The 25,372-nt window shown below is 42.8% G+C and carries 27 protein-coding genes; 15 read left to right on the top strand and 12 right to left on the bottom strand.

What is annotated here, in order from left to right:
- The first annotated feature begins 7 nt into the window (after nucleotides 1–7).
- Nucleotides 8–808 (top strand): ferritin-like domain-containing protein, encoded by an 801-nt coding sequence (locus DTQ70_RS05450; protein ID WP_122929869.1) that lies wholly within the window; start codon nucleotides 8–10, stop codon nucleotides 806–808.
- 111 nt (nucleotides 809–919) lie between these two features.
- Here DTQ70_RS05450 and DTQ70_RS05445 read toward each other — a convergent pair whose 3' ends face one another.
- The 4 genes from DTQ70_RS05445 to DTQ70_RS05430 all read right to left on the bottom strand — a co-directional run bounded on the left by DTQ70_RS05445 (nucleotide 920) and on the right by DTQ70_RS05430 (nucleotide 4,370).
- Nucleotides 920–1,828, bottom strand: coding sequence for an EamA family transporter (locus DTQ70_RS05445; RefSeq protein ID WP_122929868.1), 909 nt, complete (start codon nucleotides 1,826–1,828; stop codon nucleotides 920–922).
- A gap of 19 nt (nucleotides 1,829–1,847) precedes the next feature.
- A complete protein-coding gene (gene pgeF / locus DTQ70_RS05440) occupies nucleotides 1,848–2,594 on the bottom strand; it encodes a peptidoglycan editing factor PgeF (RefSeq protein WP_122929867.1) in 747 nt (248 codons plus the stop codon).
- A 51-nt stretch (nucleotides 2,595–2,645) separates the two neighbouring features.
- Nucleotides 2,646–3,287: an orotate phosphoribosyltransferase gene (pyrE, locus tag DTQ70_RS05435; protein ID WP_122929866.1), complete on the bottom strand. Its 642-nt coding sequence runs from the start codon at nucleotides 3,285–3,287 to the stop codon at nucleotides 2,646–2,648.
- A 270-nt stretch (nucleotides 3,288–3,557) separates the two neighbouring features.
- Nucleotides 3,558–4,370, bottom strand: coding sequence for a universal stress protein (locus DTQ70_RS05430; RefSeq protein ID WP_122929865.1), 813 nt, complete (start codon nucleotides 4,368–4,370; stop codon nucleotides 3,558–3,560).
- A 194-nt stretch (nucleotides 4,371–4,564) separates the two neighbouring features.
- On the opposite strand from DTQ70_RS05430, the gene DTQ70_RS05425 reads away from it, so the two are divergent.
- The 4 genes from DTQ70_RS05425 to DTQ70_RS05410 are packed head-to-tail and all read left to right on the top strand — an operon-like array spanning nucleotide 4,565 to nucleotide 7,453.
- Nucleotides 4,565–6,124, top strand: a complete 1,560-nt coding sequence (locus DTQ70_RS05425) for a bifunctional response regulator/alkaline phosphatase family protein (RefSeq protein WP_122929864.1) — start codon at nucleotides 4,565–4,567, stop codon at nucleotides 6,122–6,124.
- Nucleotides 6,125–6,134: 10 nt separating this feature from the next.
- Nucleotides 6,135–6,548: a HEPN domain-containing protein gene (locus tag DTQ70_RS05420; protein ID WP_122929863.1), complete on the top strand. Its 414-nt coding sequence runs from the start codon at nucleotides 6,135–6,137 to the stop codon at nucleotides 6,546–6,548.
- On the top strand, nucleotides 6,527–6,895 hold the full coding sequence (locus DTQ70_RS05415; protein WP_122929862.1) for a hypothetical protein: 369 nt from the start codon (nucleotides 6,527–6,529) through the stop codon (nucleotides 6,893–6,895). The genes DTQ70_RS05420 and DTQ70_RS05415 overlap by 22 nt, the downstream gene beginning before the upstream one ends.
- A 27-nt stretch (nucleotides 6,896–6,922) precedes the next feature.
- Nucleotides 6,923–7,453: a 5' nucleotidase, NT5C type gene (locus DTQ70_RS05410; protein WP_122929861.1), complete on the top strand. Its 531-nt coding sequence runs from the start codon at nucleotides 6,923–6,925 to the stop codon at nucleotides 7,451–7,453.
- A gap of 86 nt (nucleotides 7,454–7,539) precedes the next feature.
- On the opposite strand, the gene DTQ70_RS05405 is transcribed toward DTQ70_RS05410, so the two are convergent.
- The 7 genes from DTQ70_RS05405 to DTQ70_RS05375 form a co-directional block, all read right to left on the bottom strand.
- Nucleotides 7,540–8,328 (bottom strand): acyl-CoA desaturase, encoded by a 789-nt coding sequence (locus DTQ70_RS05405; RefSeq protein WP_122929860.1) that lies wholly within the window; start codon nucleotides 8,326–8,328, stop codon nucleotides 7,540–7,542.
- Nucleotides 8,329–8,418: 90 nt separating this feature from the next.
- Nucleotides 8,419–9,090, bottom strand: coding sequence for a DUF4159 domain-containing protein (locus DTQ70_RS05400; RefSeq protein ID WP_122929859.1), 672 nt, complete (start codon nucleotides 9,088–9,090; stop codon nucleotides 8,419–8,421).
- A 76-nt stretch (nucleotides 9,091–9,166) separates the two neighbouring features.
- Nucleotides 9,167–9,595 carry an inner membrane protein YiaA gene (yiaA, locus tag DTQ70_RS05395; RefSeq protein ID WP_122929858.1) on the bottom strand — a complete coding sequence of 143 codons (429 nt, stop codon included), beginning with the start codon at nucleotides 9,593–9,595 and terminating at the stop codon, nucleotides 9,167–9,169.
- Between the two features lie 15 nt (nucleotides 9,596–9,610).
- Nucleotides 9,611–10,069, bottom strand: a complete 459-nt coding sequence (locus tag DTQ70_RS05390; protein ID WP_164489879.1) for a LytTR family DNA-binding domain-containing protein — start codon at nucleotides 10,067–10,069, stop codon at nucleotides 9,611–9,613.
- 58 nt (nucleotides 10,070–10,127) lie between these two features.
- Nucleotides 10,128–10,835, bottom strand: coding sequence for a 16S rRNA (uracil(1498)-N(3))-methyltransferase (locus tag DTQ70_RS05385; protein ID WP_122929856.1), 708 nt, complete (start codon nucleotides 10,833–10,835; stop codon nucleotides 10,128–10,130).
- A 171-nt stretch (nucleotides 10,836–11,006) separates the two neighbouring features.
- The gene (locus DTQ70_RS05380; RefSeq protein WP_122929855.1) at nucleotides 11,007–12,215 is read right to left on the bottom strand and encodes a VWA domain-containing protein; all 1,209 of its coding nucleotides are present in this window, start codon (nucleotides 12,213–12,215) and stop codon (nucleotides 11,007–11,009) included.
- 45 nt (nucleotides 12,216–12,260) lie between these two features.
- On the bottom strand, nucleotides 12,261–13,109 hold the full coding sequence (locus tag DTQ70_RS05375; protein ID WP_122929854.1) for a MoxR family ATPase: 849 nt from the start codon (nucleotides 13,107–13,109) through the stop codon (nucleotides 12,261–12,263).
- Nucleotides 13,110–13,266: 157 nt separating this feature from the next.
- Between DTQ70_RS05375 and DTQ70_RS05370 the strand changes: the two genes are divergently transcribed.
- The 9 genes from DTQ70_RS05370 (at nucleotide 13,267) to DTQ70_RS05330 (ending at nucleotide 22,547) form a co-directional block, all read left to right on the top strand.
- Entirely contained in the window at nucleotides 13,267–14,679 is a 1,413-nt protein-coding gene (locus DTQ70_RS05370; RefSeq protein ID WP_122929853.1) for a right-handed parallel beta-helix repeat-containing protein, read from the top strand.
- 12 nt (nucleotides 14,680–14,691) lie between these two features.
- Nucleotides 14,692–15,504, top strand: a complete 813-nt coding sequence (locus DTQ70_RS05365) for a hypothetical protein (RefSeq protein ID WP_122929852.1) — start codon at nucleotides 14,692–14,694, stop codon at nucleotides 15,502–15,504.
- Between the two features lie 18 nt (nucleotides 15,505–15,522).
- Nucleotides 15,523–16,314 carry a hypothetical protein gene (locus DTQ70_RS05360; protein WP_122929851.1) on the top strand — a complete coding sequence of 264 codons (792 nt, stop codon included), beginning with the start codon at nucleotides 15,523–15,525 and terminating at the stop codon, nucleotides 16,312–16,314.
- Nucleotides 16,315–16,595: 281 nt separating this feature from the next.
- Complete coding sequence (locus DTQ70_RS05355) at nucleotides 16,596–17,273, top strand: hypothetical protein (protein ID WP_122929850.1); 678 nt, start codon at nucleotides 16,596–16,598, stop codon at nucleotides 17,271–17,273.
- Between the two features lie 106 nt (nucleotides 17,274–17,379).
- A complete protein-coding gene (locus tag DTQ70_RS05350; RefSeq protein ID WP_122929849.1) occupies nucleotides 17,380–18,288 on the top strand; it encodes an SH3 domain-containing protein in 909 nt (302 codons plus the stop codon).
- 18 nt (nucleotides 18,289–18,306) lie between these two features.
- Nucleotides 18,307–18,708, top strand: a complete 402-nt coding sequence (locus DTQ70_RS05345; RefSeq protein WP_122929848.1) for a DUF3828 domain-containing protein — start codon at nucleotides 18,307–18,309, stop codon at nucleotides 18,706–18,708.
- Between the two features lies 1 nt (nucleotide 18,709).
- Nucleotides 18,710–20,668 (top strand): ATP-binding protein, encoded by a 1,959-nt coding sequence (locus DTQ70_RS05340; protein WP_164489878.1) that lies wholly within the window; start codon nucleotides 18,710–18,712, stop codon nucleotides 20,666–20,668.
- 105 nt (nucleotides 20,669–20,773) lie between these two features.
- A complete protein-coding gene (locus tag DTQ70_RS31260) occupies nucleotides 20,774–21,778 on the top strand; it encodes a histidine kinase (RefSeq protein ID WP_122929846.1) in 1,005 nt (334 codons plus the stop codon).
- A 16-nt stretch (nucleotides 21,779–21,794) separates the two neighbouring features.
- Nucleotides 21,795–22,547, top strand: coding sequence for a LytTR family DNA-binding domain-containing protein (locus DTQ70_RS05330; RefSeq protein WP_122929845.1), 753 nt, complete (start codon nucleotides 21,795–21,797; stop codon nucleotides 22,545–22,547).
- Between the two features lie 15 nt (nucleotides 22,548–22,562).
- Here the strand turns inward: DTQ70_RS05330 and DTQ70_RS05325 are convergent, their stop codons facing one another.
- On the bottom strand, nucleotides 22,563–23,708 hold the full coding sequence (locus DTQ70_RS05325) for a hypothetical protein (RefSeq protein WP_122929844.1): 1,146 nt from the start codon (nucleotides 23,706–23,708) through the stop codon (nucleotides 22,563–22,565).
- A 146-nt stretch (nucleotides 23,709–23,854) separates the two neighbouring features.
- Between DTQ70_RS05325 and DTQ70_RS05320 the strand changes: the two genes are divergently transcribed.
- A complete protein-coding gene (locus tag DTQ70_RS05320; protein ID WP_122929843.1) occupies nucleotides 23,855–25,366 on the top strand; it encodes a hypothetical protein in 1,512 nt (503 codons plus the stop codon).
- Nucleotides 25,367–25,372 lie beyond the last annotated feature (6 nt).

The raw sequence follows: 25,372 nt of genomic DNA, 5'->3' as shown, positions 1-25,372 counted from the left end.
TAAAACCATGAATATCTTCAATATTCTTTCTGACATTGAAAAAATAGACGGTGATGCCGCCGAGAAATTCAACTACTCGCGCCGCAAAATGTTAAAGACAACCTCAGCTGTAGCGGCAACGAGTGGCCTTTTTTTTGCGGGTGTACTAAATAAAGCCTATGGGCAAAGTAACACAATAACCGATGTTTTGAACTTTGCTCTCGTACTAGAATACCTTGAAGCGGAGTTCTACATGAAAGGGATGAACTCTAGTCTTAACTTTGGGGCAGACCGAGGGCTTATTAATGAAATTGCCAAACACGAAGCCCAACACGTTACCTTTCTTAAAAGTGCATTGGGAGCTAGTGCAGTAGCAAAACCTGAGTTTGATTTTACTGCCAAAGGTGCTTTCCCCAATCCTTACACCAATTATCCTGTATTTCTTACCCTAGCGCAAGCATTTGAAGACACGGGGGTTCGTGCTTACAAGGGGCAAGCGCCTAACTTGGCAAGCAACCGAGATATTTTAGAGGCTGCACTCCGTATTCACTCCGTAGAAGCTCGTCACGCTGGGGAAATTAGAATTATTCGTAGTATGTCGGCCTATGCCAGCGAAATGAACACGGGTGGAGTTCCTGCCGCTATCTATGCGCGTGAAAACAACACGACCCACGTCGCAGGGGTTGACATTGTGGCGCTTTCGCAACCAAAACTATTGTTCCAAAACAATGCTTCTCAAATGAGAGCCATGAAATTTGCGCAAGATTCGTTTGACGAGCCTTTGACAAAAGAAGAAGTATTGGCCATTGCAGGCCCATTCATTAAATAAGCGTTTAAATTAGAAACGCGTGGGTATTTTTATTCAGCCTTAGCCTCGACTTTTGCGCATTTTAATGCAATAGAGTTGAGACTAAGGCCATTTATTTACAAAGCAATCACTTTAGCTTTTTACCGAAAACCGACGCCCCAACGTAATCAAAACCACTCCCGCCAACACCACCGCCGAAGCTACTAACGATCGGCTACTTGGTACTTCATGAATAAACAAAGCCCCCAAAATGATGGCAACAACGGGATTGACGTAAGCATAGGTAGCGGTCAACGTTGGGGGTGCATGGTGCAGCAGCCACACATAAGCCGAATACCCCACAAACGACCCCATAACGATAAGGTAGGCCAAAGAAAAATAAGTTTGGGTCGTCATGTGCGACAAGGACTCACTCATTTTGGGCTCTAATGCCAAGCTCATTATCAGCGAAAAAACGCCTCCCCCCAGCATTTGAATGGCAGTAGTTTGCATACGTGGTGGCATGTCCAAATAAGGGGATTGCAACGACCCCCACGCCCAAGTGATTGACCCAATAAATACCATGAATGCTGGCCAAAGCGGGATTTCACGGGTATGTTCTTGCCCAAATGGGTTTAACAGAATGTACATTCCAACTAGCCCCACGCCCAACCCAAGTACGGTAATCCAAGAGGGTTTTTGACGCGCAAAGAAATAATAATCCAAACCCACCATCCAGCCTGGCAAAGTTGCAACCAACAAAGCCACTAACCCCGACGGCATGTAACCAATGGCATACGCCACGGCACAATTTCCGATACCGCTCAACAACACACCTACCCAAGCCGCCGACAACCATTGTTTAAGTGAAGGAATGCCGTATCCTCTGAGCAAGGTAAAGGCAAATAAAAGGACACCGCCCACCAAAAATCGAATGGTATTTGTCAATAATGGCGGTAACGTTTCGAGGGCATAGCGAACTCCTAAAAAGGTAGAGCCCCAAATTACGTACACCAACAGAAGATTAACCCAAAGTTTTAACGAAGATGAAGAATGTTGCATTGTAAAATAATTCTCTAGTTTACTCTTTTCGCCCAATAACCGCCAACATTCGGCCTGTTTGACCTTTTTCTAGTCGATAAGAAAAAAAGGTATCGTTGTGCGTAATGGTTGAAAAAGAAGAAATCTCTATTTGATTTTCTGGAATTCCAAAAGCGACTAATTGAGCCGCATTGGCACGTTTTAAATCGACGAAGTATTTGTTAAGCCCTTTATCAAAGCGTTTGAATTCGGCTTCAAATTGCTCGGCTACCTCCTCTCCTACTTCAAACGAACACTCGTCGATGCAGGTTCCCACGTAGGCAAAACAATCTTTGGCTTGCGTCCCGTAAGTTTCGGCCATGGTTGTCAAAGTTTTGCGAACAATCGCAGCGACAGTTCCGCGCCAACCTGCATGAATGGCTCCTACGGCCAACTGTTTTGAGTCAAAAATCAAAATCGGGGTACAATCGGCCACCGTTACTCCCACAAACACATTTGGCTGATTGGTCACCAGTGCGTCGTACCCTTCAGCACGGCCACCTTTTTCCACAATTTGCACTTCGGCACCGTGTACCTGAAACGACGACGCAAACTGAGTTTCTTCAATACCTAATTGTTGAAAAAAAATAGCCCGATTGGCTTGAACATTTTCAACAGTATCTTGGGTATTTATCCCCAAATTTAGCGACGAAAACGGTGGGCTACTTACTCCGCCAAGGCGGGTGCTTTCGGCAGCAATGAGGTGTTTAAAAGGAGAAAAAATAGACGGAATTTTAACAGAACTCATACGAGAAGAATTAAAAACGCCTCGACAAAATGCCGAGGCGAGACAAATTTGTTATACGCCCCAGCTTCCTGGGTCTTTACGCCACTGCGCCAACGTTTCTAATTGGCCTTCAGTTACATAATCCAATTTCAAGGCTTCTTGAATTAAACTATCGTAGTTGCTCAAACACATTAATTCTACTCCCTTTTGGCTAAAGTTTTCATCGGCTAATGCAAAACCGTAGGTAAAAATTGCTGCCATTCCCAAGACTTCCGCACCTGCTTCACGCAACACATCCACTACTTTCAATGAACTACCTCCCGTCGAAATCAAATCTTCTAAAACCACTACTTTTTGGCCTGGCAAAATACGCCCTTCGATTTGATTACCCATGCCGTGTTTTTTGGGTTCAGGACGGACATACGCATACGGCATGTGGAGGACGTCAGCCACTAATGCACCTTGGGCAATGCCTGCTGTTGCTACACCCGCAATAAGTTCGGCCGCGGGAAAAGCAACGCGAATGGCATTCGCAAGGGCATTTTTGATGTAAGTTCGCACTTCGGGATACGAAAGTGAAAGACGATTGTCGCAATAAATGGGTGAATTCCAGCCCGAACTCCATTTAAAAGGTTGGTCGGGGCGAAGACGAATGGCCTCGATATTGAGTAAGTGCGCCGCAATTTGACGCGATACATCCGAGTGGTTTTGCATGAAAATGCGTGCGAATGCACGAGTTTGAAGTTACCTGATACAATAATTTGCGGGTGCAAAATTACGCATAAAAAAAGAATGGCACGCCCCGCGCACCATTCTTTTCTGATTTTGTATATCACTGTCAGACGATAGTCAGACAGCATTACGTCAAATCACTGTCAGACGATAGTCAAACAGTGACAGCACTATGCCAAATCACCGTCTGACTATCGTCTGACAGTGGCAGCATTTCGTCAACCAACCGTCTGACTATCGTCTGACGGTTGGTTAATGGCTCACTAAAACTGGAATATCCGCGTGATTAACAACGTCTTCGGCAATACTTCCATTAATAAAGTGATCAAAGCCCTTGCGCCCGTGCGTGTACATCACTATAATATCCGCTTCAACTTCCTTGGCATAATCCAAAATTCCTTGCTCAACAGTATCATCATTAAAAATGGTAAACTCGTAATTTGTCAAGCCCAATTCAAGCGCAAGTTTTCCCATTTCATTTTTCAACTGCGGCCCGTCAAATTTTACCATTCCGTTGTCAACATACACAAAGTGGGGTTCTATTTGTGAAGTACCTAAGAAAGCCAATGACGTTTTAATAAATCCGATATTTTCAAAATCAATGGCTACTACAACGCGCTTAAAGGCAGCAACGGGTGCTTTTACCACCAACACTGGACAGCGAGAATAACGCACAACCTGCTCTGCATTAGAACCTTTTGTCCATTCTTTCCAGCCTGTTGCACCCATAGAACCCATCACAATAAGGTCAACGTTTTGCTGCGTCACAATCGACGCCAGCGAATCTGTATCCCGCATAATTTTAAATCGAAACTTTACATCGCCATACTTTGGCTTGTCCACCATGTCTTTGAGGCGCTCTTTCGAGTCTTGCGTTAAGTACTTATAAAAATCATCTTTCGATTCATAAAACTCGTTGTCTATCATGGTGTATTCGAGCGTTGGAAAAACAATTTTCTTCAACAGCGACACCGTTGCACCTTGTTTTTTTGCAATTTCTACGGCGACATCAAGGGCATATTCAGAGACATCGCTCAGGTCGGTGGGGACAAGTATCGTTTTCATTTTTAAGGAGAATTAGTTGGTGAACAAGTCAAATTTCTTCATTCAACCCACTAAAAAATATGATAAAACGCATTTATCTTGGCTGATAATTGTCACTTCTCTACAATTATTCGCACCTTCGCACGTTAAAAAAGTCAAGTTTCAAAAACACTTGTACTCACCAACTCCTTTGTATCAATTCAACACAATTCACTATGGCAAATATCCTCTGGGCAGACGATGAAATAGACTTACTTAAACCCCATATTTTATTCTTAACGGGCAAAGGTTACAACATTACTCCAGTCAATAGCGGTGCTGACGCCCTTGAAAAAGTAGAGCAAGAGCGTTTTGATGTCGTTTTTTTGGACGAAAATATGCCTGGGCTCACGGGGCTTGAAACCTTAGCTCAAATTAAGCAAAGTCGCCCAAACCTTCCCGTGGTTATGATTACCAAGAGTGAGGAAGAGCGTATCATGGAGGAAGCCATTGGTTCAAAAATTGCCGACTACCTCATCAAGCCGCTGAATCCAAATCAAATTTTATTGTCGGTCAAGAAAATTTTGGACAACAAGCGCTTGGTTAGCGAAAAAACAAACCACAATTACATGCAAGAGTTCCGCCAGTTGGCCATGCAATACCAAGACCGCATCGGCCACTCTGAGTGGGTAGAGCTCTACAAAAAACTCATATACTGGGAGTTAGAGCTTGAGCAAAGCAAAGATAAAAGTATGGAAGAGGTGTTTTACACCCAAAAAGAAGAAGCAAACAACAACTTTTGCAAGTTTATCATTGACAATTACGAAGACTGGCTCAACGACCCTCATTCCGACAAACCTATTCTATCGCACCAGTTAATGAAACGGAAAGTATTTCCGTTGATGAAACCCAGCGAACCGCTCTTTTTTATTCTCATCGACAACTTCCGTTTTGACCAATGGAAAGTAGTAGAACCTCTTCTGAATGAATACTTTACGATTGAAGAAGAAGGCTCTTATTATTCGATTCTTCCCACCACAACAGGCTTTGCTCGTAATTCCATTTTTGCGGGATTGATGCCGAGTGAAATTGAAAAACAATACCCAAATTGGTGGGTAAACGACGAAAACACCCCCGAGGGCGAAGAAGGGTTAAATAAGCATGAAGAAGATTTGTTGCGGAAGCAATTTGAACGTAATCGGATGCAAGTACGGTTTTCATACAACAAAATCATCAACCAAAACCAAGGTAAAAACCTCGTTGATAACCTGCCTAATCTTTGGAAGAACCACTTAAACGTCATCGTCTATAACTTCGTGGATATGCTTTCGCACGCCCGAACCGACATGATGATGATCAAAGAATTAGCTCCTGACGAAGCTGCCTATCGCTCCATTACTAAATCATGGTTTCAGCATTCGCCCATCATGGATTTGATTCAGAAAATTGCGGAGAAAAAAGGGCGCATTATCATTACTACCGACCATGGCATGACGCGTGTGAAAAAACCAGTAAAAATCGTCGGCTACCGCGAAACAAATACCAATTTACGCTATAAACAGGGTAAAAACCTTGGTTTTGACGATAATCACCTTTACGTATGCCGCCGTCCTGAACGATTGTTTTTACCGAAACTGAACGTATCAACTGCCTACGTTTTCACCCTTGGCGATTACTTTTTTGCCTATCCCAACAACTTCAATCAATACGTAAATATGTACCGTGATACGTTCCAACACGGAGGTGTATCTATCGAAGAAATGATTATACCGTTTGTGTTTTTGAAACCGAAATAATTTCAGTTAAATGAACAGAAGCGACTTACAAAAGCTAGCTAAACTTCGTTTAATAGAAGCCAAACTTTTACTTGAGCATAAACAATACAGTGGAGCGTATTATTTAGCTGGCTATTCTATTGAATGCGCCTTAAAAGCATGTATTGCCAAACAAGTTCGTAAATTCGATTTTCCAGATAAGCATTTAGCCCATGATAGTTACACACATGACCTTCAAAAACTGCTAAAATTAGCAGGCTTACAACCTATTCACCAGCGCTATTGTACTGAAAATCCAATATTTAAAGCGAACTGGGAAGTAGTAAAAGATTGGAATGAGAAAAGTAGGTATCAAAAATTCGGCATGCAAGCTGCGAATGATTTATATTTGTCTATTGTTGATAACGAAAACGGGATACTCCTATGGTTAGAACAACATTGGTAGAAAGCGATATAGAGCGCAGTAAGCGCATCATCAAGCGTTTAGATAACTCTGGGCTCAAGTTTCCAATCGTATTTTGGATGTATGATGATGATGCTGACAACTGGAAATTAGTTTTGTCAAGAGATGACATTAACAAATTAGGAAAGCGACATTACTATAAACAACTAATTGATATTATTTCTAATAGCCATTTGGATGACGGGTTGACAATTACCTTAATGGACTCTAATGAGAGCTTGATAAAATCATTAAAAACAGTTGTCACAATGCCTAATTCTTGGTTTGTTGGGAATACAATAAATGGTAAAGTATTTCCTGATTCGTATCTCCACCGAGTCAACTTATAGTAAGTAAAATCGCCTTTATTTAAACACATGACCAAACCCCGCCTCATTTTAGACCAAGACGACGTATTGGCCGATACCCATGGCAAACTTGCAGACATCGTTCTTCGTGAATTCGACACCCAATTAACTTCGGAAGAACTTCACCAAGACTCTTTTTACGAAACCCTGTCGCAAGCCGACCAAAAGCGACTTTACAAAATCCTCCACGAACCTGGCTTTTTTTCGGACATTCCGCTCATTCCGAATGCCCAAGAAGCCGTGTTGGAATTGAGTAAAAAGTACGAAATTTTTGTGGCAACAGCAGCGATGGAATTCCCCAACTCCTTTCGTGAAAAGTACGATTGGCTTCATCAACATTTTGGGTTTATTTCTTGGTCGAACATCGTTTTTTGTGGCGACAAAAGTATCCTCAACGGCGATTATCTCATCGACGATATGCCTAGAAACCTGAAGACATTCAAAGGAAAAGGATTACTTTTCAACGCACCTCATAACCTCAAGGAAACGGAATTTGAGCGCGTCATGAACTGGGAAGAAATTTTAAAACGTCTCTTGTAGATTTATTACTTTGACGACTTTTTTCTAACAAAAAAGCGGGTTAGTTTCAACTAGCCCGCTTTTTTGTTAGAAATATCTTTAGCTTCTTACGCCTCTCTTTCGTGCGCAGGCGCTGGTACTTCCACGCCTACTTTTGACTCACGAAGTTTGATGATTTTAGTCCAGCTCAGGAGTTTAATAACTGGATAAGTTGGGTCAAATTCAAACCATTTTGTACCAAAGTTGGCACGGTTTGGCAATTTGTGGTGGTTGTTTTGGAATAATTCACCCATCATCAACACATCAAAAATTAATGAATTTTTAGACTCGTCGCGGTTGTCAAAATTTTGATAACCGTATTTGTGGCCGCTCCAGTTGACGATAGCGCCGTGAACTGGCCCCATCAAAAAGTGAATAGGCAACAACAAGAAAAACGCCCAGTGCATATCCAAATAGATAAAAGCAAAAATATAGAACACCGAGTACGATATACCCCAGCCCACGCGTGAAATCCATGAATCACCCAATTTTTCGAGTTTTTCCCAATAAGGATAGTCACGGTCAAAACGGGCTTCAACTTTCATTTTACGCTGCACAACGGCATTGTAAATATCTTTGGTTTTCCACATCATCGTAAATACGTTTTCGGTGTGATGCGGCGAATGTGGGTCTTTTTCGGTGTCGCTGAATGCGTGGTGCATACGGTGTAAAATGGCGTAAGCACGTGGACTCAAATACGAAGAACCCTGTGAAATATAGGTCAAGGCGTAGAAAAACTTCTCCCAAAACTTGTTCATAGTGAACATCTTATGGGCGGAGTAACGGTGCAAAAAGAATGTTTGACAAAACAATGAAAGATACCAATGTCCAAAAAAGGCAACCAAAACTGCGTACATGAAGCAAATGGGTTATTTAAATTTATTATAAACTTGTACAAAACTAAGAAAAGCTTTCTTGACAAACAACCTTTTGAAGCGAATTTCCGATTACTGATTCACAGTAAGTGCATATTGAACCAAATTGGCTCCCATTCTCAAGGCTTGTTGGCGTAATTCTTCTGGGTCATTATAGACACTTTGGTCTTCCCAACCATTGCCAAGGTCACATTCATAACTATAAAAACACACCAAACGCCCTTGCCAAAACAATCCAAACCCTTGCGGAGCTTTTGAATCGTGCTCGTGAACTTTGGGGAGTCCGTTGGGAAAATTGAATTTTTGGTGATAAACGGGGTGATTAAAAGGCACCTCAACAAACTCCAGTTCGGGGAACACCTTTTTCATTTCACGGCGAATAAATTTATCCAATCCGTAGTTGTCATCAAGATGGAGAAAACCTCCCGCAATGAGGTATTTACGCAGATTTCGGGCTTCCGAATCAGAAAACAATACGTTGCCGTGGCCTGTCAAATGAACAAAAGGATACGAAAACAAGTCGGGGCTTCCTGGCTCCACAATGTCTTCCTCTGGAAAAATATTCATGCGTAAGTTCTGATTGCAGAACTTAATGAGATTGGGTACCGATGTTTTGTTGGCATACCAATCGCCCCCACCACCGTACTTGAGTTTTGCGATTTTGTACGAATGCTGAGCAGAAACAGTTGTGTAGAAAAAAACAGAAAAAAACAGAAATAGAAACAGCTTTTGAAGGAGGCGCATAATGGGGGTGTCTTGATGAATGAACCATTGCACGAACTTAACGTAAACGATTCAATCACGCAAGTTTGTACACCAATTACAACGAATCCTTATCAAATTTAGTACCAGTTTTAGAAGAAGGACTGTCTTGGCTATCTCTGGTATTTTTTTGAACGGCAATCGCCCCAAATAATGCCAACAGAAACGCAAAAGCATAAAATCCTTTTTCGCTTGGAAGCATGGTCGCATTCCACAACCCAATAGCCAAAAGAGAAATAGATAAAATAGTTGAAAACCAACTGATTCCGTAATATACATCCGTCACGGGAATACCTTCCAAGCGGTCGCGCACGCTTTTTTGTACTGACACAACAGCGAATAGCCCGTACATTAAAACTGTAAAATAATATCCCTTTTCATTAAGTGGGAGTTCGGCCCTCCAAAGTCCAATAATGTAGCCTGCCATGCCTGCGCCCAATGCGACCCAAGAAGCGCCAATAAATGCCGAAGATGGTTTTTGATTCATGATTTGTATGGTTTATTAATTCCCCCAAAATTTTGTCAGTGCATTATCCTTTTTTAAAGCCCTACGTTTGCGCCGCGAAATGGGCAATTCTTCGCCGTTGAGCAAGAGCACATTGTCGGGAGTCATCGCGACGATATGTTTGGCATTGACGAGGTACGACTTATGAATACGTACAAAATCAACGTTTCCCAAAACTTCGTTGAAATGCTTCAAGGTTTTTGACTCCAAATAAGACTTCCCACTTTTTAAGAAAAGTCGGGTATAGTTCACCTCCGACTGCATATAGACGATTTGGAATTTATCGATAGGTCTAGGAATACCGCCCACATGCACAAATATATGCGATAAACGGCTTTCTTTTAACGGAGGGAGCGAAAAGTACGATGCCTGTGACATAATAGATGTAGCATTTTTAAGGGTTAAAATCAACATTCCAAAATTCAGGAAAGTAGCCATCATTAAAAAAAATGTCACAGTGAATCGGGATATTAAGTAAGTAAACCGTAGCAAACGCGACCTAAACCGTACGGCCTTAGGGTATATTTACGAGGTGAAAAGTCTGACACGCCACCAACGCTGCCGTTTCCGTCCGCAAGCGAGTATTGCCCAACACAGCCATTTGACACCCAAGTTGTTGCGTCAATTCGATTTCTTTGGTCGTGAAATCTCCTTCAGGGCCAATCAGCACAAGGTAGTTTTGTTTTGGGAGAGCACTTTTCAACAAATGCGGCGGAAGCACATCGTCGGGTAAATGGGCAATAAATTTTTGCGCGGTTGCTTCCGATGCTTTAGGTAACCATTTTTCAAAATCGCCCACTTCTTCCAATTGAGGCAAATAGGCTTGCAACGACTGCTTCATAGCTGAAACGGCTATTTTTTGCAAGCGGTCTAGTTTAATCGTACGTCGTTCTGAGTGTTTGGTATAAAAAAATGAGATTTTATCAATTCCCATTTCGGTCGCTTTTTCGACAAACCATTCAATGCGGTCGATGTTTTTGGTGGGGGCCAAAGCGATTTCGATGGAATACGGACGCGGCTCGTAAGTGGTTTGTTTTAGTATCTGTAAATCACAGCGCTTGGGTGTACTCTGACGCACTTGGGCGTCGTACCAGCTTCCTTGACCGTCAGTTACTTGAACGGTTTCTCCTTCGCGAAGGCGTAACACTTTGGCGGCGTGGAATGCCTCATCGTCGGTGAGGGCAGAAATTGAAGAGAAATCAGGTTGGAAAAATAAGTGCATATTTGGAGTTAAACTTTGCTACATTACTTCTAAACTTTGCCCGCAGATGTTCGCAGATTTAAAGTCGCAGATGACCGCAGATGAATAATTTTATGAAGTTTTTTGTCCGCGAAAATCTGCGCTGGTATTCGTCTGCGGGATTCTGCGGGCGAAATAAATGAAATATTGGAATCAAACGCCAGCTTCAAATTTAATTTTAGGATTTTTCAAACATTTCATGGCTTGCGTCAATCCATTTAGGGTCAGTGGAAACATCCGATTTTCGGACCATTCACGAATAATACTGATACTATGGGTATATTTCCAGTAGTCTGCTACCGCGATTGGATTTAACCATACGAAATGAGGGTATTGTTCTTTAAAACGATTCAACCACGTAATACCCGCTTCTTCGTTGTAATGTTCCACACTTCCTTTGGGATGAGTAATTTCGTAGGAAGCCATGGAAGCGTCTCCTACAAATATCACTTTGTAGTCTTTGTTATACTTATGCAAAACCTCCAGCGTCGGTACTCGGCTCGACCGCCGACTGTTATCCCGCCAAAGGGTTTCGTAAATACAATTGTGGAAATAAAAATATTCGATGTGCTTAAACTGGTATTTGGCCGCCGAAAACAACTGCGAACACAAATCAATGTGGTCATCCATGGAACCACCCACGTCGAGCAACAACAGTACCTTTACGTTATTTTTTCGCGATGGGTGCAAATGAATATCCAAAATCCCACCATTTCGGCTTGTACCTTCGATGGTGGCGTTCATGTCAAGTTCTTCGTCGGCTCCCTCCCGCGTCAGGATGCGTAACCGCCGAAGGGCCATTTTCATGTTTCGGGTATTGAGTTCTACGTCTTCATCGTAGTTTTTGTATTCGCGCTGTTCCCATACTTTCAACGCCGTTCGGTTTCCTGCCGAAGGGCCTTTCACTCGAAAACCCTCAGGATTGTAACCATTATTGCCAAAAGGCGATATTCCCCCAGAACCAATCCACGTATTCCCTCCAGCATGGCGTTCGTTTTGCTCACGGAGCAATTGTTGAAAACGCTCAAAGAGTTTCTCCAAACCGCCCATTTTTTCAATCAATTCTTTTTCTTCCTCCGTCAATTCTCGTTTGAGTGCGTCTTCAAACCAATCGGGCGGCACGTTTACTGCCAACAATTTGGCTTCGACGGTTTCAGCATTTTTGAAATACTCCGCAAAGAGTCGGTCAAACAAATCGTAGTGCATTTCATTCTTAATCAATACCGTCCTACTGAAGTAATAAAACTCATCTAAGCTCATTTGAATGACCTGCTGCTTGAGTCCTTCCAATAAGTTCAGATACTCCCCCACTGATACTGGAAGTGCGTGTTTTTTGAGCAATAAAAAAAAGTCTAAAAACATCTTTGTGAGCGAAGGAATAAAGAGTTAATGGATAATCACAAGCACTTAATAAGGCCGAAAACCTTTGGAACGTAAGGCTGCGTACAAGTCGTTGTCTTGTTCATTTTTGAGCAATGCCCCCAAAAACGGCGGCACCTCGGGCATTGACTCAAGGTCTTTGAGGTCATCGGCGGATACTTTTGCCCAAAGCAACAGTTTAATCCAATCAATCAATTCGCTGGTAGAGGGCTTCTTTTTGAGCGCTTTCACATCCCGAACGGCGAAAAACAGTTTTAAAGAACGCTCCAACAATTCCTTGTCAAGGTCAGGATAGTGCACATTGACAATTTGGAGCATGGTTTCTCGATCGGGAAAACGAATGAAATGGAAAAAACAACGCCGCAAAAACGCGTCAGGTAGTTCTTTTTCGTTGTTGGAAGTAATAATGACAATCGGGCGATGTTTAGCCGCAACGGTACGATTCAATTCATAGCAAAAAAACTCCATGCGGTCGAGTTCTTGCAGCAAGTCGTTGGGAAACTCAATGTCCGCTTTGTCGATTTCATCAATCAACAGCACGACCTGCTCTTCCGCCTCAAAGGCTTCCCACAATTTCCCTTTTTTGATATAATTTTCCACGTCATACACCCGCTGATCGCCAAGCTGTGAGTCACGCAACCGCGAAACAGCATCATATTCATAAAGACCCTGATGCGCCTGCGTCGTTGATTTAATGTGCCACGTAATGAGTCGTTTTCCCAACGCTTTGGCCACTTCATAGGCAAGCATGGTTTTTCCCGTGCCAGGTTCTCCTTTGAGGAGCAGCGGTTTTTGCAAACTCACCGAGGCATTCACGGCCACAGCCAACTCACGCGTTGCGACGTATTTTTCGGTTCCTTCAAATTGAGGCGTCATGTGTGTAGGGGTTCCTATTTTTCTTTTACCAACGCAAATTACGTTTTTTTTGAAGTTATGACTTCACTACGGCTTATTCCTGACTCACTTCATTACTTTTTAGTACCACCAACGCTCCTTCTACTTTTGGGTCAACAATTTTAAACCCAACTGTGTTATGAAACGACTATTCGTAGGTATTACTTTTCTTTTTTTCCATTTTACTGTCAGTGCCCAATTCGGAAAACTTCTTAAAGACGTCGAAAAAGGAATAAAAGACGTCAAAAAAACCACCAATGAAGCTTCAAGCATTGGAAAAAACGTCCCAAAAAGCGTAACCAATACGCCTACAACCAACAAAAACGACCTTCCTACTGGCCGTGACTTTTATGTTTCACTCAATGGTAACGGTCGAGAAGCTACTAAAAATCAACCTGCAAAAGAATTAGCGGTAGTCGTTCCACAAGTCCAAGCAGGCGACCGCGTTCATATTGCAGCAGGTACTTACTTAGGGGCAACCGAACGTGGCAGCGACATTTTTGACGTACCAGTAAGCATCATTGGGGGATATAGCCCCGATTTCAGCCGCCGCGATCCGTGGGGCAGTTATCGCACCGTTTTGACAGGTACCAACGAATACATGAAGGAATCAACGGAGCGAATTGGGATTTTGACCGACAAAAAATTCAAGGACTGGAACGGCACGGTCATCGTCGATGGACTCATCATTGACAACGGCCCGCGCAATCGTTATTTACACAAAAAAGGACTTTATATTTTACGCAAAGCCAATGAAGCCTCCAACGAAAACCCTTCTCCCGATACCCCAGGCATCAAAATCAGGGTCGGTGCTTCAACCAAGGTAATCGTCAAAAACTGTATCGTCACCAACACCGCCCCGTCGCAAGGAGCCATCGACATTCAAGTTGGAAAAAATGGAGAAGCCTTGATTGAAAACAACGCCATTATCAACAATACTGGCGAGGGAATCATGTGTAAAAGCTTACACCAAGGGGCTGATGGCCTTCCCCAATATACCATTCGCAACAATACCATTTTGTTTTGCTGGAAAAAAGACGAAATCGCTACCTATGGCGGAAACTGCATTATGATGGACGTCAATACCATCGTAACGGCCGAAGATAATGTGCTTGGATTTGCTGATTTTGGAGGAGTCAACAACGTCAAACAGTGTAAAAACCTGACCCTCAAAGGAAATCTATTTGTTGGCCATAAAAAATACGATTACAAAGAGTACAACACCATGATGAAACTCGATGACCTCGACGATTATGGGCAGTTTCTGAAAAATACCAGCGGAAATTTTTCGGCACTCATCAAAGTACCCACCAATCCCCAATGGGCTGAACTCTATTTGGCGCGCAAAGACATTAATCGCGGCGAAATTGAAGCAAACGTAAAAGTCTCTAACGGAAAAATGAACCAAGTGCGAGGGATATTGGGCTTACCTCTGCAAGGAAGTAGCCAAGGCGCTGCGGCAGAAATTTGGCTTCACCAACTTCCCCTCGAAGATGCCATCAAGGCGGGACTTCAGGCGTACAATGGAAAAGGTTGCCAAAAATCTTTATAAACCAAGAACGTTATGACTACGCAAATTTCGGCGGGATTAGGGCTTGTTTCGGTCTTTAGGGGCAATAAAAACGCCCTTTTACTGATTGCCTTTTCGTTTTACTATCGGTGGGTAGAGCAAATTTTACTCAACACCTCCGTCTTAACCCGTCAGTACATCCACAAAGACCTCATTTTACCTGATAGACTAGCGTTCTTCGCCTTTAGTGTACTTTGTTTGGAAAGCTGGTCAAGCAAATATCTTATTGGTATTGAACACTTTAGATTTATTCAACAATCCCATAAACAAGCTACTTGGCCAGCTCCTACCCAAAACTATTATACTGCCTTTGTGGGACTTTGCAGCCTCCTTTTTCGTCCATTTTTTCGGATGACCCTCATCGTTATTCCTGTACTTACTCCTTTCACTGACTACTTAAAAGACCTGACGTCGGTTCATTGGCTCAGCAAAGCACCCTTATGGATAGCAGGCACATGGTTACTTTGGTCGGAGCTAAAAGTGCTTTATTTTCTTAGTAAACCTGCGTCTCAGCCGCCTCGTTTTCTAAAAGAAGCACTTGCAAGATGGGTACTTATGACCTTACTCGCATTGTGTATGGTGGCGTTTAAGCTCGGTTTTCGGTCTTTTTTCTGGCTGCCAAACCCGATTACTCTTCAATCGCTGCTGAGCATTTTGTTCCCGTTTGGCTTATTTTTTACGATGTTTTTCTTACCACTTCGCATCGTCGAGTTTTGGGTCGACTGGGTCGATTGCCGTACCCTTTCCCGCAAAATCCTCTATGTCGCCTCCGTGATTTGGCTCATGTTTACGATGGTCACTCATTAAAATAATCTACCTTCTACAATGAAATACTTATTCACTTTTGTATTCTTGACTTTCTTTATTAGCTCCTTTGCACAATCGCTACCCTCCAATCAGCAAGTTATCGCTGATGTAAAAAAATACCACGGGAAACTCAGCACGGCACAGCTCAACGGCGATTGGCAATTGGTCAAAGAGGCTGGTTATACGTTTGCCAATACTGCAAAGCACCCCGTCGCGGCGGTCACGCTAAAAGATGCCAGTGGTACGCAAACCAAAATCCAAGGCTTAGCCATTTATGTGCGTGTCAGTGCCCGCGATGCTTGGCGGTTTAGCCGCTATTTTGTCTATGAAAATTCGCGCGAGGTAGTAGGGGCGAAAATGCCCACCAACGAAGAAATGGTAAGCATTGTCGAGAAAGCGTTGGCCGAAAAGGCGAATTTGGTCTTCAACAATTGTAGCTGGATTTGCTGGGTATATGCCATACGCGTACCCGAAAAAGTAAATTATCAACAACAATCGGCCACCGAAATGTCGTTTGAAGTTGAAATAGAGTACGAAGAACGCCTCAGTGGAATGACCGAGCGTAGCAAACAAATCGTGGAGTTTTTTTGTCGGAAAATCAATAATCAGTGGCAAATGAACTACAGTATGCGTCGGCAAATCACTCCTGTTTCCAAACAGACCGTTTCTCAAGATATTTTAGAAAATACACCTGGGATTTGTGACAAACCTTTCGCCGAGTTATATGGCTCTCAAGGCCCTTCGTTTGCTAGTTCGAAGTCAAACAGCAAAGTAGGTGGACGTCTCAAAAGTTTACTAAAAGTCAACTAAATATGCGCACTTGCAATTGTACCGAATTGGCGATTCAAAATAAAACTTTTCGTGGTCAGCCTTTCACCATCTTGAAAGAAGTAGAAAATCATAGTTTAAATCATCTTGTCATTGAGTGCAATACATGTAAGCAAATTTGGAGGGTGGACGAAGATTTTTCGTACCACCATCCACTTCTGTGTTGGTCTCGACACGCTACTTCTTCTACTGATAAGAACTAACTTGAGAGGGGCATTTCAAAAGCGTCTAAACTTGTTTATTTTTGGGCAAAACTTAAAACAATGTTCTTAGCCTCTTTACTATCAGCTTCCCTGCTTTTCCAATCCTACAAGTACCCTGTTTTACCCTCTTCGGGCAACAAACTCGAAGCCTTTGTTCCGAAAGGTTGGCACGTTCACGAAAAGGCCGAAGGCGACCTCAACAAAGATAACCTTCCTGACTTTGCGGCGGTCATTGAGGCCGACAAACCCGTTAAAAGCCTCAAAGAAACCGACAACGACCAGCAACCTCGTATTCTTTTGGTAGCGTTCAAACAAACCAACGGGAGTTATAAACTCGCTATTCAATCCAACGAATCAATCATGCTTTCCAACGAAGGCGGTGTTTTTGGCGACCCGTGGGAAGGGCTTTCGGTGGAAAGAGGTACACTTTTGGTACGTTTTTACGGAGGAAGCTCCAGTCGCTGGGGATATGCTTACCGTTGGAGATTCCAAGATAATGATTGGTTTTTAATTGGGGCTACCTATACCGCAAGCTCTACGCACGACGGTTCGTACGAAAAATACGACTTCAACCTCATCACAGGTGCCACCGAGATTTCCAAAGGGGCTGGGGAAGATGCCAAAGGAAATACGCCAAAAGACAAAGTTTCTAAGCTCAACATTGGCAAAAAGCCACTCTTGAAACTCAAAACGTTTAAACCCGTTCAGTACGTGATTTACAAAGACGTTTACCTCTAATATGCCTAAATTTACCCCTGTCTGACCGCTGGTCTGACAGGGTATCACGCGACAGACCAACGGTCAGACGCGCGATACATGACTCAAAACCTATCCTTTAAATCCAATGAAAAACCTACTTTCTATACTTTTTGCATCGTTTTTTTCTTTTAGCGTCGTAGCCCAAGAATACATGATTGCTCATCCCAAAGTAAGCGCTTTCAAAAATCCTGCATCGACAGGTGCAACGGCTGGAACGTACCGCATCGGAACCAAAGTCAAGCTCCTTGAAAAATCGGCCAATGGAAAATTTTTGAAAGTTAGCCAAGAAAAAGGAGCGACGGGCTGGGTGGCTTCCGCGCAAGTAGTAGTGCTTGACAAACCTACGCCAAAGGAAGTCTCTTTGGGCATCGCTCGTAGTTATAACAACAAACCAAAAGAAGGTGGTGCGGCCAACGTGGAAGTGGAAAACTGGCTAAATTCCCTCAAAACGGATAAAATGCTCACTCCTACCGAATTGGCCGAAGTAGAATTCTTTCGTTTGGTCACCATTCAGCGCATTGCACGCAGCATTCCGTTTGGCACCAATGAATTAAAATCCTGGACTGATAGCCACAAAAAAGAAGTTTATTACAGCGATTTTGGGAACGCAGGCCATTTTTTACAGCAAGACCTTTTGTGGAAACTAGAAACGACCGTCCCTGCCACCGACCCACTCAAAGAACGCATTGCCTACGAAGCAAGCCAACTCGAAACGGGTGGTGAATGTGAGGGTTATTGGGTGTGTGTGTTGGACCGTGCCCTATCCAAATCAGGTGAATACCTAAAACGACATCCCAAAGGAAAAAATGCCAACACGTTGGTTCAGTCCGTTCTTGAAGAATTTAAGTACCTAGACCCAGCAGAGGTAAAATCGTACGATGCTGCCGATCAAAAATTAGCCAAAAAATCGGCAAATGACTGGAAAAATATTCTAAGCAAAACGGCAGAAAGTGCTGAAAAAAAACAGCTTATTGCCCTCCTCAATAAATTTTAACCCTATTTGTTTATCACAATGCGTAAGCTCCTGTTGCTATTCTTCACTTTTAGCTATTTTGTGGTTGCCTCCTATGGGCAAACCAAAACGGCTTCCCAAACAGTACAAGACTTTTACAAATGGTACACCACCAAAGGCGCTATACTCGAATGGCGTCAGGTCGTGAAAAGACCTGAGTTAAGTCCTGCTTTCAGAAAACGATTAACCATCTTTTACCAAAAAATGGAAAAAGACAACGAAGGTGGCTACGACCCGATTGTTCAGGCACAAGATTTTGATGATCAATTTAAAATCAAAGCCCTTTCTTCCTCTACCACAAAAGCAACTTTTGAGTTATGGATGTTTGGAGGAAAAGCCGCAACCGTCACACTCAACAACGTGGCAAATCAATGGCTGATTGATGATATTAAGGGAGTTTAGCATGTCGTGTTCTTTGGGAAAAATAGCCACAAAGCTAACGAGGGTACTACTTTTACTTATCGTATATACCCCCTCTCTTTATGCCCAAACTACCCCCGAAACGATTCGCGCTTTGGCTGACCGTGTTATTTACCTCGACGAATCGAACGTAGATTCGTTTTTGGTTTACTCAAAACTTATCAATGAACAATCTCAAAAAATCAATTATCAAAGAGGTATTTGTGACAGTTATCGACTGATGGGCATTTATTATGAATGCCGAGCCGAATATGCAAAAGCCATCGAATGGCACCTCAAAAACTTATCATTAAGCGAAAAAATAAATGACACTGAGTCGCAATTGTCAGCCTTGTCTGATTTGTCAGGTCAATACCATTTCTTGAGGCAATATGATAAAGCAAAGCATTATGTAAAAGAAGCCATTAAACTCAGTGAAGTTTCCCCAACCAAACCGCGTCGCATTTCTGTTTTTTATCTCAATTTAGGAATTTATTACCGAGAAACTCAACAGCCTGACAGTGCGCTGATTAACTACAAAAAATCATTAGAAATCAAGAGAAAAATCAAGGATTCAACAGGAGTCGCCAATGTAAATATTAACATCAGTACGCTACTTATCGACCAAGCTAGATACAGTGAAGCTCAGCCCTACGTCAACTTTAATATAACGTACCACATTCAAAAAAAAGACCTAGTCAATATCTGGTTTGACTACTTCAATCAAGCCCAAATTTACATGGGTCAAAAAAAATATCCACTCGCAAAAACCTTCCTTGATAAAGCGCTCGTATCGGCCAAAAACATAAAATCTAAACAAAAAGAATCGGAGACCTATCAGTTATTTGTTCGTTTTTACCAATCACAAGGCGATTTTTATCACGCGTTTGTGATGAGCCAAGCTTTTCAAAAAATTCACGCTGAAATAATCAACCTTGAGACCAACAAAAGTGTGGTCGAGCTGCAAGAAAAGTACGAATCGACCAAGCGAGAACAGCAAAACAAGCTCTTAGCCGCCGAACTCGAAACTCAGAAATGGTACAAACAAACCGTGGCTATCGTTGCGGTGGCAGTTACGCTGTTGGCCTTGCTGGTTGGACTAGCATGGTTACAAAACCGCCGAAAAAACAAACTTCTCAGCCATAAAAATGACGAGTTGGAGCAGCAAAAAAAACAGCTAGAAAATACCCTCCAGCGCCTTCATCAGATGCGCGAACAGTTGGTTCTTTCGGAAAAAATGGCCTCAATTGGGCAGCTTACGGCGGGTATTGCCCACGAGATAAACAACCCAATCAGTTTTGTCGCTAACAGCGTCCAGGCATTAAAAATGGACTTGGAGGACATTGCTCAATTGTTGACCCCAGAACAGCTCAAAGCACCAAAATTCATTGAACTCACTGGCGAAATCCAGGCGCTCATGGCTAGCATAGAACGCGGCGTAGATCGAACGCGTGATATTGTACAGGGGTTACGGATTTTTGCCAGAAACGAGGAAGGAGATTTTACAAAAGTGAACCTGCACCAGTGCATTGATTCTGCCCTAACACTGCTGACGTTTGAAATCAGGGATCGCTGTCAAATTATCAAACGGTATGGAGCCATCCCGATGATTGAAGGACTTTCAGGAAAACTTAACCAAGTGTTTCTGAACATCTTAACCAACGCAGTACAAGCCGTTATGAGCGTACACCCTGAGGCACACCCACCAACGGGGCACATTGAAATCGTAACTATTAAAGCACTTAATATCGTGGAAGTTCACATCATAGACAATGGCTGTGGGATGGATGACATCACCAAAAAACGCATGTTTGAGCCTTTTTATAGCACCAAGCCTGTAGGGGAAGGCACTGGACTAGGCATGGCTATTTGCTATGGAATTATCCAACAGCACCGTGGGACAATAAAAGTGAGCAGTGAGAAAGGGCAAGGCACTACCATTGTATTGACTTTTCCTGTCTGACATTTCCCGTTTTACTGCTTCTTTTGCCCAATTCACAACATTGAGTTTTAAAGCTCGTCTTTTTTTAGCATACTTTGAACAACAAATACCCCACCAACAAACACAATGGCTTACTCTATTTTGTACGTGGACGATGAACCCGATAACATCCTGGCTTTCAAGGCGGTATTTCGGCGTCAATATACCATTTTTTCAACCCAAAGTGCAGAACAAGCCCTAGAAGTACTTCGCTCAGAACCGATTGACCTCATCATTTCAGACCAACGAATGCCACATACAACTGGAGTGGCTTTTTTTGAACAAATCATCGACGAATTTCCTGATCCAATCCGAATGATTTTGACCGGATATAGTGATGTTCAGGCCATTATAGACGCCATCAACAAGGGAAAAATCTACCATTACATCACCAAACCTTGGAAAATGGAAGAGTTGAAGTTGGTCATGGATAAAGCCTTTGAAGTGTATTCGCTCAAACGCCAAAATCAGCAACTTGAAGAAGAACGCAACTCACTACTAATCAAAACAATACAACAAGAAAAAAATCAATTATTAGCCCAATTTGAAACCTTAAAAAATCAACTCAGTCCCCATTTTTTGTTCAATAGCATGAACGCCTTGGCATCGCTCATTGCCAGCAACCCACAGCGCGCCATCGACTTTACGGGACATTTTTCTAAAGTGTATCGTTCGATGCTCGAAATTGGGGGCGAAAACCTTATTCCACTTCGTGAAGAATTGGATTTTGTGCGGTCGTTTGTGTTTCTTCAACAAATGCGATTTGACGAAAATCTACAAGTACAAATTGAGCTTTCCGAGGCACATTTGAACGATTGTTTACCTCCGTTTACTTTGCAGTTGTTGGTAGAAAACGCCATCAAACATAACATCATTTCGGACGACAAACCGCTCACCATTACTATCAGGATGGAAGGCGAATGGCTAACCGTCCGAAATACCCTTCAACGGCGTGGCTCAACTGAACCCTCTACGGGTATTGGACTTAAAAATCTGGCTGCCCGTTATGCCTATCTAGTGCCACATATCCCCACTTTTTCCGAAGTGGAGGGTCAGTTTGTCGCGCGGGTTCCCCTAATTTTAGAAGGCTAAATATCACTTAACTATTATGAAAGTAATCATTGTTGAAGACGAAAAACCCGCACGCGATAACCTCGAAAAGCTACTCCTTGAGTTGGAACCTGGCATTGAAATTCAGGCCAAATTAGACTCCGTTAGCAATACCGTAGCGTGGTTGACGGCGCACCAAACCGAGCTTCTCTTCTTAGACATTCACTTAGCCGACGACTTGAGTTTCAAAATTTTTGAACAAATCCACGTCAATACCCCCGTTATTTTCACGACGGCCTATGACCAGTATGCCCTTCGGGCGTTCCGTGTCAATAGTGTAGATTATTTGCTCAAACCTATTGATAAAAATGATTTACAACGCAGTTTAGAAAAATTCAAGAGCAACCAAAAAACCAACCAAACCTTTGATATTCAGCAACTTTTAAAAACTCTTCAGCAACCAGCCAAAAACTACCAATTGCGGTTTATGGTGTCACGTGGGGAGAAGGTAATGAGCGTACCTGTTGACCAAATCGCTTACTTTGAAGGCGAAGACCGCTACGTGTATCTTACCAAAAAAGACGGCACCAAATACATCGTTGACTACAAATTAAGCGATTTGGAAACGCTGCTCGACCCCACGCAATTTTATCGGCTCAACCGCAGTTTTATCACGCATTTTTCGAGCATCAAAAACATTTTCAATGTCTCCAAAAGCCGGGTCAAAATAGAACTCGAACCCTCGGCCAAGCGCGAAATTATGGTGAGCAGCGAGAATACACAAGAATTTAAGGCTTGGCTCAATCAATAGAGTAAACGGTTCTTCTCACTCCTCATAAGTAATCATGACCTTAATTGGTTTTGATAAAATTTGACCACTATTGGTGGGGTGGTTTCGAACCTGAATGTTAGTTGTATCTGAAAAAAAATCGAACTGGTACCCATTCGTATTGGTATAAGAATGAGGAACATACTGCCCATTTGTCTCAAATTGAACCAACACTGTAATTGACAGTATTTTTGTACTCGTAAGCCCGTGACTGATAGGAATTATATCTCCCTGTGCTGCCCCCGTAGTACCTGTCAATTTCTTCACCTTGATGGCAGGAGCATCATTGCCTAATTTTGAAAAGCCATTTACATCCAATGCATTATTGGTGGCTATCTTACCAAACACCGAAATTTCACCCGAAATCCTCAAGGCTAAGCTATTGAAAGTAGTCCAGTTGGCGTCCGGGACATTACCAAGATACCCCGGCATTATTCCAAATTGCCGCGTGCCGTTTCTCACCGCAAATTTTTCACCCGTTGCGAAGGTGCCTGTCCCAATACCCACATTGCCCGTTGTGTCAATGGTGAGTCGAGGAATGGCTTTTATGGTCAGATGCAGTTTTCCCGTAGTATTGCTACCGCCCGTTCCAAAATCAACATCTTCGGCAGCTCCCGAAAAAGAACCCAAATAGCCCCGATAGGTTCCATTTTCATGGAGAGATATATACGTTTGTGAGCCCGCTCCGTTAAATTTAGCAATAAAATTTGAAGGGCTGTTTACATCCAGTGTGGTGGCAGGTGAGTTTGTACCAATCCCTACATTGCCATTGTGGTTAATCCTCATTCTTTCCGCAGGGATAATCGAATTCAAAGGGGTCGTATAAAATTGAATATTGGAGCCGTTTGCCGTGGGGGTGAAGTCTTGGGCGGCGCCAAAAGTAATTGCCGCGCTGGCGTTAGTGGAATATCCACTGCCATTATAGCCTCGTCCATAGATACTCATCATCCAAGCACCATTCGGTAAAGCAGTCGGTGCTGCCGATGTCCCATCCGACCGTTGCCCTGTAATGTTGGGTACTGCTACCCCGGCAGCAGTCAAGGTAAGCTGCTTATCCGTGGTGGGGGTTAGCGTAACACTCTGTCCTATAGCCGTAAAAGCGGTTAGAAATAAAATAAGGAGGGGAATAGCTGTTTTTTTCATGAGGATTAATGATGATTTTCAGGACATGAAATAAAACCCAACTCAGAATAAATCCTTGGCAAAATCAGGTTTGCCAAGGATTTATTTTTGCAAAAGATTTTGCAAAGGGTATATTTATCTACCTTTACCCTACTACTCACTGGTTTATGTTGCTTAAAGACAAAATTTACTTGCACGAGCTTCGCGAACAATTCTTACAACAGGTGATCAATGAATGGCCTTCCAAATGGCAAAAGGAGTTTGAGGAGTTTAGCAGTTTTGAGGCCCTAAAAAGTAAAAATGCTTTTTTGGAAGCCCTCCTGGCTGATATTGAGGAATTCTTACACCAACACCCCAACGGAGAAAGCCAAAACGAACTCTTCAGCAAAGATTTTTTACGTCGCTTTATTTTTGAATATGGTACCAAAGAGGTACGTATTCAGACCCGTTTTCGCAACGTCATAGCAGTCTATTTAGGTTATGCTGACTGGACTGACTTTCAACAAAAAAACAACGAAATCGACCGCCAAAATATCCACATCAACTACGTCAATATCGAAGAATCTTTTTTACCAGCCCTTCGTAAAACGCAGATAATTCCGCTCTCTGATGAGGCTAATACGACGTTTCAAATTATACAACCAAAGTTCACTCTCCCGAGATTCGTACCCATTCTCTTGGGAATAATGACCGTGTTTGCTCTCATTTATTTGGGTTTTAATTGGTGGCAAAACCGCCCCTTTTCTTCCGAAGAGGTCAAAGAAGTACAGTTCAAAGTCATCAAGACGGTGGGAAAATACCCTCAATCGGTTCGTATTATGTACGATGTTCGACCATTAAAAAGAGTTCGCGATGTGGAATTGATATTGGGCGTGGGGAGGATTGTGGCAGCCAATAACTTCGTCAGTTACATAACGAGCAGTGCCAAGACCTGTGACACGGTTTCTCAAACGTATTTTTACCCTGGGGTTTATCGTTTAAATTTATTGGTCAATAAGCACCTCATCAAAACCGACTACCACACCGTATATTCCTATCCTAACCAATGGGCAGTGTGGGGATTTGGGGTAGCGTACGAAAAAAATTGGACGACCAATATCAGCACCGTCAAAACAGGTATCAAGGATGGGGTGCTTCACCTGGATCCGCGCGATTTGCCCAACGAAATAAAAGGAGAAGACGATTATCGCCACTCCGTGTATGCACTCACGCAAGATTTTGGCGTTCGTCCTGACAGTGTGACCTTGGAAGCCCGCCTGAAAAACCCTGAAAATGAGGGAGGGGAAAGCTGCTTTAATACTGGTATTTTGTTAACTGATAAAAATCTTAATATTGCCGAGGCTGAATTTACGATGAAGGGATGCTCTGATTATGCCAAATTGGTCGTTGGTAAAACTGTCTTCAGAAAAGGAAATCTCCAACAGGGAAAAAATGTGGATTTAGATAATTTTGGCATAAATCATAACGAATGGAATACTTTTAAGCTCCAATTGAAGTGCAAGCAAGTCGAAGTATTTGTCAACGGAACTTCGGTATTTCGGGGCGAGTATGATGGGCGAGAAAACTTTACCAACCTAACCGATATTCGTTTTACGTTCAAAGGGACAGGGTCAGTAGATTGGGTCAAAGTATCCAACTCCTACACGGGAAAAGTGGTCTATCAAACCGATTTTGATTAAACGGAT

It is taken from the genome of Runella sp. SP2, assembly GCF_003711225.1.
GTDB lineage: Bacteria > Bacteroidota > Bacteroidia > Cytophagales > Spirosomataceae > Runella.
The sequence above is the reverse complement of the archived record's forward strand: the minus strand, read 5'-3'. Positions and strand labels throughout refer to the sequence as shown.